This is a genomic window from Oceanihabitans sp. 2_MG-2023 (assembly GCF_030547245.1).
Taxonomy (GTDB): domain Bacteria; phylum Bacteroidota; class Bacteroidia; order Flavobacteriales; family Flavobacteriaceae; genus Oceanihabitans.
This window is the reverse complement of the sequence record NZ_JAUOQT010000002.1, coordinates 147,807-161,354: the sequence shown is the minus strand read 5'-3', so window position 1 is coordinate 161,354 and position 13,548 is coordinate 147,807. Positions and strand designations below refer to the sequence as shown.

14 protein-coding genes are annotated in these 13,548 nt (G+C 32.0%); 12 read left to right on the top strand and 2 right to left on the bottom strand.

The window, feature by feature from the left end:
* Positions 1-747 (top strand): head GIN domain-containing protein, encoded by a 747-nt coding sequence (locus Q4512_RS04715; protein WP_303422148.1) that lies wholly within the window; start codon positions 1-3, stop codon positions 745-747.
* 18 nt (positions 748-765) lie between these two features.
* Here Q4512_RS04715 and gldA read toward each other — a convergent pair whose 3' ends face one another.
* The gene (gldA, locus tag Q4512_RS04710) at positions 766-1,659 is read right to left on the bottom strand and encodes a gliding motility-associated ABC transporter ATP-binding subunit GldA (RefSeq protein ID WP_303422145.1); all 894 of its coding nucleotides are present in this window, start codon (positions 1,657-1,659) and stop codon (positions 766-768) included.
* Between the two features lie 364 nt (positions 1,660-2,023).
* Here gldA and Q4512_RS04705 point away from each other — a divergent pair, with 364 nt between their 5' ends.
* The 11 genes from Q4512_RS04705 to rlmN all read left to right on the top strand — a co-directional run bounded on the left by Q4512_RS04705 (position 2,024) and on the right by rlmN (position 12,240).
* Positions 2,024-2,851 carry a prephenate dehydratase gene (locus Q4512_RS04705; protein ID WP_303422142.1) on the top strand — a complete coding sequence of 276 codons (828 nt, stop codon included), beginning with the start codon at positions 2,024-2,026 and terminating at the stop codon, positions 2,849-2,851.
* Positions 2,851-3,993, top strand: coding sequence for a pyridoxal phosphate-dependent aminotransferase (locus Q4512_RS04700; protein ID WP_303422140.1), 1,143 nt, complete (start codon positions 2,851-2,853; stop codon positions 3,991-3,993). Before Q4512_RS04705 ends, Q4512_RS04700 begins: the two co-directional genes overlap by 1 nt.
* Positions 3,994-4,001: 8 nt before the next feature.
* Positions 4,002-4,853, top strand: a complete 852-nt coding sequence (locus Q4512_RS04695; protein ID WP_303423195.1) for a prephenate dehydrogenase — start codon at positions 4,002-4,004, stop codon at positions 4,851-4,853.
* 94 nt (positions 4,854-4,947) lie between these two features.
* Positions 4,948-6,030, top strand: coding sequence for a bifunctional 3-deoxy-7-phosphoheptulonate synthase/chorismate mutase type II (locus tag Q4512_RS04690; protein ID WP_303422137.1), 1,083 nt, complete (start codon positions 4,948-4,950; stop codon positions 6,028-6,030).
* Positions 6,031-6,101: 71 nt separating this feature from the next.
* Positions 6,102-7,046, top strand: a complete 945-nt coding sequence (rsgA, locus tag Q4512_RS04685; RefSeq protein ID WP_303422134.1) for a ribosome small subunit-dependent GTPase A — start codon at positions 6,102-6,104, stop codon at positions 7,044-7,046.
* 162 nt (positions 7,047-7,208) lie between these two features.
* The gene (dtd, locus tag Q4512_RS04680; RefSeq protein WP_303422131.1) at positions 7,209-7,661 is read left to right on the top strand and encodes a D-aminoacyl-tRNA deacylase; all 453 of its coding nucleotides are present in this window, start codon (positions 7,209-7,211) and stop codon (positions 7,659-7,661) included.
* On the top strand, positions 7,661-8,179 hold the full coding sequence (locus Q4512_RS04675) for a metal-dependent hydrolase (protein ID WP_303422128.1): 519 nt from the start codon (positions 7,661-7,663) through the stop codon (positions 8,177-8,179). Before dtd ends, Q4512_RS04675 begins: the two co-directional genes overlap by 1 nt.
* Complete coding sequence (locus Q4512_RS04670; RefSeq protein WP_303422126.1) at positions 8,176-8,502, top strand: nucleotide pyrophosphohydrolase; 327 nt, start codon at positions 8,176-8,178, stop codon at positions 8,500-8,502. The genes Q4512_RS04675 and Q4512_RS04670 overlap by 4 nt, the downstream gene beginning before the upstream one ends.
* 51 nt (positions 8,503-8,553) lie before the next feature.
* A complete protein-coding gene (locus tag Q4512_RS04665; RefSeq protein WP_303422125.1) occupies positions 8,554-9,780 on the top strand; it encodes a 3-phosphoshikimate 1-carboxyvinyltransferase in 1,227 nt (408 codons plus the stop codon).
* Positions 9,781-9,881: 101 nt separating this feature from the next.
* Positions 9,882-10,931 carry a tRNA preQ1(34) S-adenosylmethionine ribosyltransferase-isomerase QueA gene (gene queA, locus Q4512_RS04660; protein WP_303423193.1) on the top strand — a complete coding sequence of 350 codons (1,050 nt, stop codon included), beginning with the start codon at positions 9,882-9,884 and terminating at the stop codon, positions 10,929-10,931.
* 268 nt (positions 10,932-11,199) lie between these two features.
* Entirely contained in the window at positions 11,200-12,240 is a 1,041-nt protein-coding gene (gene rlmN, locus Q4512_RS04655) for a 23S rRNA (adenine(2503)-C(2))-methyltransferase RlmN (RefSeq protein ID WP_303422122.1), read from the top strand.
* Between the two features lie 45 nt (positions 12,241-12,285).
* Here the strand turns inward: rlmN and Q4512_RS04650 are convergent, their stop codons facing one another.
* On the bottom strand, positions 12,286-13,389 hold the full coding sequence (locus tag Q4512_RS04650) for a T9SS-dependent choice-of-anchor J family protein (protein WP_303422120.1): 1,104 nt from the start codon (positions 13,387-13,389) through the stop codon (positions 12,286-12,288).
* Between the last annotated feature and the right edge of the window lie 159 nt (positions 13,390-13,548).

Below are 13,548 nucleotides of genomic sequence, written 5' to 3'. Positions count from 1 at the left end.
ATGAAAAATTGCTTATATATACTTATCACATTATTGGTTTTCTCTTGTAATAGCGAAGATGCAAATGATTGTTTTCAAAAGTCAGGAAATGTAGTCCAAGAAGAAGTGTTGGTTTCTTCGTTTGAAAAAATCTTAGTAAATAGAGATGTAGAACTTATACTTAAACAAGGTCTAGATTTTAAAGTAGTAATTGAAACTGGTGAGAATTTACTAAATGATGTAGAAGCTAAAGTGGTAGCGAATGAGTTGCAGCTTACCGATAAAAATACCTGTAATTATGTTCGTGATTATGGAGTAACTAAAGTATATGTAACAGCTCCAAATATAACAGAAATTAGAAGCTCTACACAATATGATATTTCTAGTGATGGTGTTTTAAGTTATACTGCTTTAAGATTGTTTTCTGAAGATTTTAGTGCTTCAGAAAATTTTACAGTTGGCGATTTTAAACTAACAGTAAATACACAAAGCTTAAGAGTGGTTGGAAATAATATTTCTTCCTTTTATATTACGGGTGTAACTCAAGATTTGTATGTTGGGTTTTTCTCTGGAACAGGACGTTTTCAAGGTGAAGATTTAATAGCACAAGATGTTGAGGTGTACCATCGAGGAACTAATGATGTTCTTGTAAATCCGCAAGCATCCATTACAGGTGAGATTAGAAGCACAGGAGATGTTATTTCTTTTAACCAACCAGTAATTGTTTCTGTAGAGGAGTTTTATAATGGACGATTGATTTTTAGATAGTAGTTACATGTGTAAAAACTAACTAGTCAACTCTCGAAACAGGCTCTCTAAACTCGCGTTTTTCTGATTCAGTTGTAGGATTTTCAACTCATTATCATGTGCAAAATCGAATACGTGAGAACGCATATCTTCAGCAGTATCAAAAGTGATTTCGTAAGTGAAATCATGGGTGTTTTTTACCTGTTTTACTTTTGGTAATTTTAGCAAAAAAGCATCTTCCACTCTGTAATCAAATGCTACAATAACGACTTGTTCTTTATCGTCGCGAAGTTCTTTTAGTGTTTTATTGGCTACAATTTCTCCTTTATTAATAATAATAACTCGATCACACATAGCTTCTACTTCTTGCATTATATGTGTAGAAAGAAATACCGTTTTTTCTTTACCGATACTTTTTATTAAATTTCTAATATCTACTAATTGATTTGGGTCTAAACCCGTAGTAGGTTCGTCTAAAATTAAAACATCGGGATTGTGTAAAAGTGCGTTTGCTAATCCAACACGCTGTCTATATCCTTTCGATAATTGCCCTATGGTTTTATGTGCTTCTGGAGTTAAGCCAGTAAGAGTTATAACTTCTTCAATTCTACTTTTTGTTACTCCATATACTTGTGCGTTAAAAGAAAGATATTCTCTAACGTATTGTTCTAAATATAAAGGGTTGTGTTCTGGTAAGTAGCCAACACTTTGTTGTACTTGTTTGGTGTTGGTGTTTACATCATGTCCATTTACTTTAGCCACACCTTCAGTGGCATCTAAATACGTGGTTAAAATTTTCATCATCGTAGATTTTCCTGCTCCATTAGGACCTAAAAAACCAACAATTTCAGGTTTATTCACTTTAAAAGATATTTGGTGTAACGCTTTTTGTGTTCCGTATACTTTAGAAATATTTGTAACTTCAATAGACATGAATAAATAGTTTTTTCAAAAATAATAGTAATTATATAATTTATTAGATTAATAACTACTAAATCTTTAAAAATTAAAAGTAAAAGGCAAAAAAGTATTTCAACTATTTTGTTTATTCATATAATTAATTACTTTAGCTACCTAATAATGAGCATGAAAACAAATTTTACATTTTATAACTGGTTTTATTTCTTTTTTAAGTAAGGAAGCGAGACGTTGTATATGTATTTTTAAATATAAATTAAACAAAAAGTCTCGAAATATCGAGGCTTTTTTTTATGTATTACCTTTTTTAAAAAGAGGGAATATCCATTAATAAAATAGGGGTATTTTTTTAGAAGAAAGAAATACGAATAAATAAAATATGATTAAATCTGTAGCAATTCAAGGAGTAAGAGGTTCTTTTCATCATATTGTTTCTCAACAATATTTTGGAGAACAGGTTGCAGTACAGGAGTGTTTAACTTTTGATGCAACGGTACAAAATCTCTTAGATAAAAAAGTAGATGCAGTAATCATGGCTTTAGAGAATTCTATTGCAGGATCAATCATTCCAAACTATGCATTAATTGATAATCATAATTTACATATTGTTGGTGAAAAATATTTAGATATTCAACATCATTTAATGGCTTTGCCAAATCAAAGTATTGCCGAAATTACAGAAGTATACTCACATCCTATGGCTTTATTACAATGTAAGGAGTTTTTTAAAAAACATCCACACATTAAACTCATAGAAGATAAGGATACCGCTGAGGTTGCACAACGTATTCAAAAAAATAATTTAAAAAATATAGGCGCAATTGCAAGTGCTTTGGCAGCCGATATTTTTGAATTAGAAATACTTGCAGAAAGTATTCAAACCATAAAACATAATGAGACCCGTTTTGTAATTGTAAAGCGCGAGAATCACGAGTTCCCAGAAAGCGAAATAAATAAAACGTCCCTTAAGTTTGAATTAGAACACAAAAGAGGAAGTTTAGCGGCAATATTGAATGTAATGAGTGATTGTAAAATGAATCTTACTAAAATACAGTCCTTGCCAAAAATGGAAACACCTTGGAAATATGCCTTTTTTATTGACGTAACTTTTAATGCTTATGAAGATTATAAAAAAGCAAAATCGATACTAGAAATAATGGCGCAAGATTTTAAAATATTAGGCGAATATAAAAATGCAAAACGATAATGATACAGGTTGCAGATAGATTACATACCGTCGAAGAATATTATTTTTCTAGAAAATTACGTGAAGTAAATTTGCTTAAAGCGAATGGAAAACCAATTATTAATTTAGGAATTGGTAGTCCAGATTTACAGCCACCAGCAAAAGTGATTACAGCAATCGCAAATAGTTTTCAAGATGCAAGTGCGCATAAATATCAAAGTTATCAAGGGTTGCCAGAATTACGAGAAGCAATTACACAGTTTTATAGCGAACAATTTGCAGTACATGTTAGCCCAACAACAGAAGTGTTACCATTAATGGGAAGCAAAGAAGGTATCATGCATATTTCTATGGCTTTTTTAAATGAAGGTGACGAGGTGCTTATTCCAAATCCTGGTTACCCAACATATGCTTCGGTTACAAAATTGCTTGGTGCAAAACCAGTGTTTTATAATTTAGAAGAAAGTAAAGGTTGGCTTCCAGATTTAAAAGCTTTAGAGAAATTAGATTTAAGTAAAGTGAAAATCATGTGGCTTAATTATCCACATATGCCAACAGGAACAAAAGCTACAGAAAAGTTATTTGAAGAAGTAATTGCCTTTGCCAGAAAGCATCACATTTTAATTGTAAATGATAATCCATACAGTTTTATCTTAAACGATAAACCAACTAGTATTTTAACAGTTAGAAAAGCAAAAGATGTTTGCTTAGAGCTTAATTCACTAAGCAAAACATTTAATATGGCAGGCTGGCGAGTAGGAATGGTTATAGGAAATGCAAAACATATAGATGCAATAATAAAAGTGAAAAGTAATATGGATTCCGGAATGTTTTATGGCATTCAAAAAGGAGCTATTGAAGCTTTAAACTGTTCAAATATGTGGTATAAGAGTTTAAATAGCGTCTATAAACAAAGACGTAAATTAGTTTGGAAACTAGCAGATGCATTAAACTGTACTTATAATAAAGAAGCATCAGGGCTATTTGTTTGGGCAAAATTACCACCACATTTTAAATCGGAAGAATTTATAGATGTTCTATTAAAAGAAAACCACATTTTTATTGCTCCAGGAACCATTTTTGGAACACAAGGAGAAGGCTATGTTCGGTTTTCCCTATGTGCTTCTACCGAAGATTTAGAAGAAGCATTAGCAAGAATATAATTATGAGTGTGAAAAATATATATATAATTGGAGTAGGATTAATTGGAGGAAGCATCGCTAAAGATGTAAAGAACCTTAACCCTAGTATTAGCATATTTGGAATAGATGCTAAAGAATCGCATTTAAAGGAAGCATTAAAATTAAACGTTATTGATTTTAAAGCAACCCTAAAAGATATAGCACATGCCGATTTTGTAATACTTGCAGTACCTGTAGATGTATCGGTAAGGATCTTACCAGGAATACTAGACTTAGTTTCCGATGATACCTTGGTTATGGATGCTGGATCTACTAAGAAAGATATTTGTAAAGCTGTAGAAAATCACCCAAAACGAAGAAATTTTTTAGCAACACATCCTATTGCAGGAACCGAATTTTCTGGGCCAAAAGCAGCAGTATTAGGTTTGTTTAAAGGAAAAACAAACATTATATGCGAAGTAGAGAAAACAGCTTTTAAGTTGCAAGAAAAAGCTTTAGCTATTTTTCAAATTATGGGCATGCGCATTCGTTATATGAATCCAGAAGCACATGATAAACATATTGCTTATATGTCGCATTTATCACACGTAAGCGCATTTATGTTAGGTAAAACGGTTATTGATAAAGAGAAAAACGAAAGAGATATTTTTGATATGGCTGGAAGTGGATTTGCTTCAACAGTACGATTGGCAAAAAGTTCTCCAGCAATGTGGACACCCATTTTTAAACAAAATAAAGAAAACGTCATTGAAACTTTAGAAGAATATATCAGCAATCTTACCCATTTTAAAGAACGCATGAAAGCTGATGATTTTGAAACCATTTTTAACGAAATGGAAAATACCAATTACATCAAAGAAATATTAAACGGAATAGAATAGCAAACAATAAAAAGCAAAAACTAAATACCAATAAAAAAGAAAATAGCAGGAATGCTTTTGGAATTTGGAATTTTATTTTTGGAAATTTAAAATTATGGAAAACAAAAAAGAATTAAGAACATGGTTAGATGACATGAAATTAGATCATCCACTAGTAATAGCAGGGCCATGTAGTGCAGAAACAGAGGAGCAAGTTTTAAAAATTGCACATGAGTTGAAAGATACCGATGTAAATTATTTTAGAGCAGGAATTTGGAAACCAAGAACAAGACCAGGAAACTTTGAAGGTGTTGGTGCTTTAGGTCTAAAATGGTTGCAAAAAGTAAAAGCAGAAACAGGAATGAAAACCTGTACCGAAGTTGCAAACGCTGCGCATGTAAAATTAGCTTTAGAGCATGATGTAGATTTATTATGGATTGGTGCACGATCTACAGTAAGCCCATTTATTATGCAAGAAATTGCAGATGCATTACAAGGAACAGATAAAATTGTACTAGTTAAAAATCCTGTAAATCCAGATTTAGCTTTATGGTTAGGTGGCATTGAAAGATTATACACTGCAGGAATTAAAAATCTTGGAGCAATACATAGAGGTTTCTCTACTTACGAGAAAACAAAATATAGAAACATTCCAGAATGGCAATTAGCTATTGAGTTTCAAAATAAGTTTCCAGATATTCCTTTAATTAATGATCCTTCGCATATTACAGGAAAAAGAGATATGATTTTTGATGTATCGCAAACTGCATTAGATCTTAACTTTGATGGCTTAATGATTGAAACACATTATGATCCAGATAACGCTTGGAGTGATGCTGCACAACAAGTAACACCAGAGTCATTAGTGCAAATAATGGAAGATTTACGAATTAGAAAAGAATCTGATCCAGAAGCTGCATACAATCAGGAACTTAATAATTTAAGAGCACAGATTGATGTGGTAGATAATCAAATTATTGATTTATTAGGAAAAAGAATGAAAGTAGCCGATGGTATCGGATCGCTTAAAAAGCAAAAAAACGTTTCTGTTTTACAAAGTAAACGTTGGAACGAGATTTTAGGTAAAATGGTTCTAGAAGGAGAAACTAAAGGATTAAGTGAAGAGTTTATTTTACGTATGTTTAAAGCAATTCACCAAGAATCGATTAATCATCAAGAAAAGATTTTAAAAGCTTAATAAATTAAAGGCTCGCATTTTGCGAGCCTTTTTTATTGTATTCCAAGTGAATATTATTCATCTTTGCACTAATGACAGGACTAGTTTATAAATCTACAGGAAGTTGGTATACCGTAAAAACACAAAACGGTAAAACATACGAATGCCGAATAAAAGGAAAATTCAGATTAAAAGGAATTAAAAGCACCAACCCAATCGCTGTTGGTGATCATGTAGATTTTGAGTTAGAAACCAAAAACGATACCGAAACTGGCGTTATAAACTACATTCATGATAGAACCAATTATATTGTTAGAAAATCGGTAAACCTATCCAAACAAACACATGTTATAGCATCTAATATTGATCAAGTATTTTTGTTAGTTACTATAGATAATCCGCCAACATTCACTTCTTTTATTGATCGTTTTTTAGTAACAGCAGAAGCTTACGCTATAAAAACTATTTTACTATTTAATAAAATAGATGTGTATGATAAAGAAACACTAGACGAAGTACGTTATCTAGCTCACATATATAGAACTATTGGTTATGAGTGTATTGGTATATCTGCAACTACAGGAAAAAATGTAGATAAAGTAAAAGGCATGATGCAAGATAAAGTAAGTATGTTTGCTGGCCATTCCGGAGTTGGTAAATCTACTCTTGTTAATGCTATAGAGCCTAATTTAGACTTGAAAACTAAAGCCATCTCTACACAGCATAGTCAAGGGCAGCATACTACCACTTTTGCAGAAATGTTTGACCTAAGTTTCCATGCTAAAATTATTGACACTCCAGGAATTAAAGGTTTCGGAATTGTAGATATGGATAAGGAGGAAGTAAGTGATTATTTTCCAGAATTTTTCGCACTAAAACAAGACTGTAAATTCAATAATTGCTTACATATAGAAGAACCTAAATGTGCAGTAAAAGATGCGGTAGATAAAGAAGAAATAGCCTATTCTCGTTATAGAAGTTATGTGAGTATTCTTGAAGGAGAAGACGAACATTATAGAACAGATAATTATAATTAACAAACTCCTGTGAAGGCAAGAATCTAAAATACTACTACAAAAAAAAGTAGTGTCAATTCGAGTGAAATTCTTTGCTAAGGAGTTTAGTATCTAGAACAAATATCAAAAGCGAAATTAACAATCGCAAAATAAAATGAGATTCCTGCTTTCGCAGGAAATATTATGAAAGCAGTAATTCAAAGAGTTTCGCAAGCAAGTGTTACCATAAATAAAGAAATAGTAGCCTCAATACATGAAGGTGTATTAATTCTTTTAGGAATCGTTCCAGAAGATACACAAGAAGACATTAATTGGCTATCTAATAAAATAACAAATCTTCGTATTTTTAATGATGCAGAAGGTGTGATGAACAATTCGCTTAAAACTAATAATGGAGATGCTATTGTCGTTAGTCAGTTCACATTGCATGCCAAAACAAAAAAAGGAAATAGACCAAGTTATATTCTAGCAGCAAAACCAGAACTAGCAATTCCTTTATACCAAAAATTTATAAATCAAATAGAAAAAGATTTAGGGAAACCTATACAAACTGGTGAATTTGGTACAGATATGCAAGTGGCACTTTTAAATGATGGCCCAGTTACCATCATTATAGATACTAAAAATAGAGAATAATGGCATCTGTTTTTGGTCATGGCTTAGTTGCATATACAACTACAAAAATAATAGATGCTAAATCTAGTAGACTGCTTTTATGGCTAGCAATAGGTTCCGCAATACTTCCAGATATAGATGTAATTGCTTTTCAATTTGGTATTCCTTATGCACATCCTCTAGGGCATCGAGGGTTTACACATTCTATACTGTTTGCAATTGTATGGAGTGTTTTGTTGGCTTTTATCTTCGGAAAAAATAGAAAGCAAATCTTCTTTGTCGTTTTGTTTCTATCTACTATTTCTCATGGTGTTTTAGATGCAATGACAACAGGAGGAAAAGGAGTAGGTTTTTTAATACCTTTAGATACTACAAGATATTTTTTTCCTTGGCAAGTAATTAAGGTTTCCCCAATAGGAATCGATCGATTTTTTTCAGAATGGGGAATGCGAGTAATTCTTAGCGAATTAATCTATATTGCTATTCCTTGCAGTATTATTTTAATAACTTTGTTCTTTGTAAAAAAGAAAAAATCATGAGCATAAAAAACGCGCAACTAGAAGTCGATAATTGGATTAAAAACCATGGTGTTCGCTATTTTAACGAACTTACCAATATGGCACAACTTACAGAAGAAGTTGGCGAAGTAGCTCGAATAATAGCAAGACGCTATGGAGAACAAAGCGAAAAAGAAAGCGATAAAAACAAAGACCTTGGTGAAGAGTTAGCAGATGTTATGTTTGTTGTTTTATGTCTAGCAAACCAAACAGGTGTCGATTTACAAGAAGCTTTCGATAAAAAATTAGAAATTAAAACCAAACGCGATCACGATCGTCATCATAATAACGAAAAATTAAAATAATATTTTTTGTCCTATCGAGTGCAGTCGATGTCTCATCTAGTTTAAGTAAATATGAATCTACACCTTCAACAATCCACCACCATAAAAAAATCGTCTATCCAAGTAACAGGTTCTAAAAGCGAATCGAATAGACTCTTGTTGCTACAAGCATTATATGCAAATTTAGAAGTAGCAAATGTTTCTAATTCCGACGATTCTAAAGTGATGCAAAAGGCATTGTCGTCCTCAGAAAACATAATAGATATCCATCACGCAGGAACAGCAATGCGTTTTTTAACTGCCTATTTTTCCATTCAAAATAACAGAGAAGTAATACTTACAGGTTCTTCTAGAATGCAAGAAAGACCCATTGGTATTTTAGTAGATGCACTACGTCAATTAGGAGTAGAAATTAGTTATGAGAAAAACGATGGCTATCCTCCAATAAAAATAAAAGGAAAACAAATCACAAAGAATAAAGTAATCTTAAAAGCAAACGTTAGTAGCCAATATATTTCGGCATTATTACTAATCGCACCAAAACTAGAAAATGGATTAGAGCTTACTTTAGATGGAGAAATTACATCTATTCCATATATAAATATGACCTTAGCCTTGCTGAATGAAATAGGTGTCGAAACTAGTTTTAAAAATCAAGTAATAACGGTTCATCCTAAAGCACAAATTAACAATCAAAAAGCAACTATAGAAAGTGATTGGTCTTCGGCGTCATATTATTATAGTATTGCAGCAATGAGTGCAGTTGGTACAGAAATCACATTGGGGTCTTACAAAGAAAATTCATTACAAGGAGATGCAGCTCTAGCAGAAATTTATAAGCAATTTGGAGTAGCAACAACTTTTGTGAATAATACAGTTAAACTACAAAAAGAAACAGATGTAAACCCTAAATCTGCTATTGTATTAGATCTTAAAAATGCTCCAGACATTGCTCAAACCATTGCGGTTACGTGTTTCGGACTAGGTATTACTTGTAATCTTTCAGGGTTACACACCTTAAAAATAAAAGAAACAGATCGATTAGTAGCGCTAAAAACCGAAATTGAAAAACTAGGAGGAAAGGTGCATATTACAGATAAAACATTACAGTTAGAAGCTTCTGGCACTATAAATCAAGAGGTTAAAATAGCAACTTATCAAGACCATAGAATGGCAATGGCATTTGCTCCTTTGGCTCTAAAAACGTCTTTAATTATAGAAGAAGCTTTCGTGGTTTCTAAATCATATCCAACATTTTGGGAAGACTTAAAAAGCATCGGATTTAAAATTTCTGAATAATAATTGGCTATTTACTTGACAACCCCTACTTTGAGATTGTATATTTGCAATCTTGTAAAATACATTACAAAAAATAATACTACTACATGCAGAACTTTAAAATGAAGTTGTCTCATTATCAATTTGAGCTTCCAGAAGAATTATTAGCAGAACATCCAGCAGAAAATAGAGACGAGTCTCGATTAATGGTTTTAAATAGAGAAAAACAAACCATCGAACATAAAATGTTTAAAGATATTATCGACTATTTCGAAGAAGATGATGTGTTAATACTTAATAATACAAAAGTTTTTCCTGCTCGATTATATGGTAATAAAGAAAAAACTGGTGCACGTATTGAAGTGTTCTTATTAAGAGAACTTAACGAAGAACAACGCCTTTGGGATGTATTAGTAGATCCTGCTCGTAAAATACGTATTGGTAATAAATTGTACTTTGGTGACGACGAAACCTTAGTAGCAGAAGTTATAGATAATACAACTTCAAGAGGTAGAACATTACGTTTCCTTTACGATGGATCTTACCAAGAATTTAGAAGAAAACTTACAGAATTAGGAGAAACACCTTTGCCTAAGTATATTAAACGTGACGTTACTCCAGAAGACGAAGAGCGTTACCAAACCATTTTTGCAAAAAACGAAGGAGCAGTAGCAGCACCTACAGCAGGAATGCACTTTTCAAAACACCTTTTAAAACGTTTAGAAATTAAAGGAGTCGATTTTGCTGAGGTTACACTTCACGTAGGTTTAGGTACTTTCAATTCCGTAGAGGTAGAAGATCTATCGAAACATAAAATGGATAGCGAAGAAGTAATTATAAATGCAAAAGCTGCAGCTACAATAAACAACGCAAAACAGAACAAAAAACGTATTTGTGCAGTTGGTACAACAGCCATGCGAGCAGTAGAAAGTTCGGTTTCTTCTAGCGGTACATTAAATGAATTTGATGGTTGGACTAATAAATTCATCTTTCCTCCATACGATTTTAGTATTGCAAACTGTATGATTACCAATTTTCATACACCAAAATCAACACTGTTAATGATGGCTTCTGCATTTGCAGGACATGAGTTTATCTTAAAAGCATACGAAGAAGCTATTAAAGAAAAATACAATTTCTACAGTTATGGTGACGCCATGTTAATCATATAATTAGAAAAATGTAATATTTATATAAAGCCTCTTTTTTTAGAGGCTTTTTTTATGGCATTCCCTTTTACGTATATCTGCCAGTTTTTTAGAAACTTGGCAGAATCGCAAAACGTCGCGCTTTCACTACTCGCTTTTTTATGTTGCATAGGTGCAACAACATAAAAAGAGCTCAAACATACCGTTCTATCGCTAATGCACCTTAACCACAACTATTTCTATAGGTACTAAAACCCATTTCCAAATCCGTTTTTCTTACTTTTGCAAAACAATGGCAACAACAAAAAAAGACATCAGAGCATTAAACAAAGAACAACTAAGAGAATTCTTTGTTAAACAAGGCGACAAAGCATTTCGTGGAAACCAAGTTTACGAATGGTTATGGAGTAAGTCTGCACATACTTTTGAAGATATGACAAACCTTTCTTTAGAAACCAGACAAATGCTAGAAGATAACTTTGTTATCAACCACATTCATGTAGATACCATGCAAAAAAGTAACGATGGTACTATAAAAAATGCCGTACGTTTACATGATGGTTTAATTGTGGAATCCGTTTTAATACCAACAAAAACTAGAACTACAGCATGTGTGTCTAGTCAAGTAGGTTGTAGCCTAGACTGTAGGTTTTGTGCAACATCTAGATTAAAGCGCATGCGAAATCTAAATCCAGATGAAATTTATGATCAAGTAGTTGCCATAGATAAAGAAAGTAGATTATACCATAACAGACCATTAAGTAATATTGTTTTTATGGGAATGGGAGAACCACTCATGAACTATAATAATGTACTTAAAGCTATAGATAAAATTACTTCGCCAGAAGGATTAGGTATGTCTCCAAAACGAATTGTAGTTTCTACATCTGGAGTACCAAAGATGATTAAAAAAATGGCAGATGATGCAGTAAAATTTAAGCTAGCAGTTTCTTTACATTCTGCTAGAGATTCTGTTCGTACTTCTATCATGCCATTTAATGAAACTTTTCCGTTAGCAGATTTACGGGAAGCATTAGTCTATTGGTATGAAAAAACCAAAAATAGAATTACTTATGAGTATGTAGTTTGGCAAAATATTAATGATAAAAAAGAAGATGTAGATGCATTAATACAATTCTGTAAATTTGCACCAAGTAAAGTAAACCTAATAGAATACAACCCAATAGATGATGGTGAGTTTCAACAAGCAGATAACAAAGCTATAGATATGTATGTATCTATGTTAGAGCAAAACAATATTACAGTAACTGTAAGGCGCTCTAGAGGAAAAGATATAGATGCGGCTTGTGGTCAACTTGCTAATAAGAAATAAAAAAAGGCAACCATTTGGTTGCCTTTTTTGTTTAAAAAATTAAAATTAATTCTTTATAATTTTAAAACTTTCTTTCTTATCACCTGAAGCTATTTCAATAATATAAATACCATTATTAAGGTTACTCATATCAATTGAATTTCCTGAAATTTGATTTTTAGTTACTGTTAAAACACGCTGTCCTAATTGATTGTAAACCTCTACGTTTTCAATAGTTAAATTAGTTTTTATATTAAGAACATCATTAACAGGATTAGGGTAAACAGTAAATGCATTAATATTAAATTCATCTACAGATAAATTAGGATCATCTTCAGTAGTAAAACTCCAAGTAGAAGAGTTTACAGCATCTCCACCAACATTTTTAGCCACAATTTGCCAGTAATATAGTGTACTATATTCCATTCCAGTAATATTTACAGATGTATCACCAAGAGTACCAAGTAAATTCATGGTAGTAGGAGAATCACCTAAATAAAAATCATATGCAGTAGCAGGATCACCAGTAGTAGCTGCTTCCCAAGCAAAAGCAACAGCATTAGTGTTTGCAGCATCAATAACAACATCAATAGCCATGTCTGCTGGTGTTGGTGTTGTTACAGGATCTGGTGCAGTTGCATCTGCAATCATTTCAACATTATCAATTATCCAACGATCTCCATCATTTTGTTCTAAAACAAATGCTACATAAATAGGCTGACCAATGTAAGCAGTTAAATCTACTGTATGTTGAGCTAAAGGTCCTCCAGACCAAACATCTAATTCTGTCTGTGTATCAACAATAGTAAAATCTGCGTGTGTAGTTTGACTTGCAGTAGAAACTCTAATAGTATAAGTAGAACCATAATCTATTGCAAATGAGTCTGACTGATCAAATGATAAAATAAAGTTAGTAGCATCTACAGTAAATTGAGGTGTAACTAACCAATCTTCAGCAGAATTTGCAACTGCTTCCCAAGTAACAAAGGCTACATTGTTAGTTGCTCCATCGTTAATTTGCCAATTTTGAGTAGTACCTTCTCCATTTGTTCCTATAAATGAGGTCCATCCAGCAGGTATTGTTGTTCCTGATTCAAAATCTTCATCAAGTTGGGCATGAGAATAAAACCCAAAAATTAATAAAGTAAATAGTAAAGTAATTTTTTTCATAAAATGTTGATTTATAAGGATTAATTAATAATAAAAATACAAAAAAATTAAGAAAACCTAAAAGTATTATTTATTCTTTTATCTAATTATTATACATTAATAGTAAATCACATGCATTTTTAGTACGTTTGTTATTACACATTTTAGACTTCTTTTTTA

Coding starts and splice junctions, on each gene's coding strand:
- Q4512_RS04715 (WP_303422148.1), top strand. CDS start 1: ATGAAAAATTGCTTATATATACTTATCACATTATTGGTTTTCTCTTGT.
- gldA (WP_303422145.1), bottom strand. CDS start 1,659: ATGTCTATTGAAGTTACAAATATTTCTAAAGTATACGGAACACAAAAA.
- Q4512_RS04705 (WP_303422142.1), top strand. CDS start 2,024: ATGATTAAATCTGTAGCAATTCAAGGAGTAAGAGGTTCTTTTCATCAT.
- Q4512_RS04700 (WP_303422140.1), top strand. CDS start 2,851: ATGATACAGGTTGCAGATAGATTACATACCGTCGAAGAATATTATTTT.
- Q4512_RS04690 (WP_303422137.1), top strand. CDS start 4,948: ATGGAAAACAAAAAAGAATTAAGAACATGGTTAGATGACATGAAATTA.
- rsgA (WP_303422134.1), top strand. CDS start 6,102: ATGACAGGACTAGTTTATAAATCTACAGGAAGTTGGTATACCGTAAAA.
- dtd (WP_303422131.1), top strand. CDS start 7,209: ATGAAAGCAGTAATTCAAAGAGTTTCGCAAGCAAGTGTTACCATAAAT.
- Q4512_RS04675 (WP_303422128.1), top strand. CDS start 7,661: ATGGCATCTGTTTTTGGTCATGGCTTAGTTGCATATACAACTACAAAA.
- Q4512_RS04670 (WP_303422126.1), top strand. CDS start 8,176: ATGAGCATAAAAAACGCGCAACTAGAAGTCGATAATTGGATTAAAAAC.
- Q4512_RS04665 (WP_303422125.1), top strand. CDS start 8,554: ATGAATCTACACCTTCAACAATCCACCACCATAAAAAAATCGTCTATC.
- queA (WP_303423193.1), top strand. CDS start 9,882: ATGAAGTTGTCTCATTATCAATTTGAGCTTCCAGAAGAATTATTAGCA.
- rlmN (WP_303422122.1), top strand. CDS start 11,200: ATGGCAACAACAAAAAAAGACATCAGAGCATTAAACAAAGAACAACTA.
- Q4512_RS04650 (WP_303422120.1), bottom strand. CDS start 13,389: ATGAAAAAAATTACTTTACTATTTACTTTATTAATTTTTGGGTTTTAT.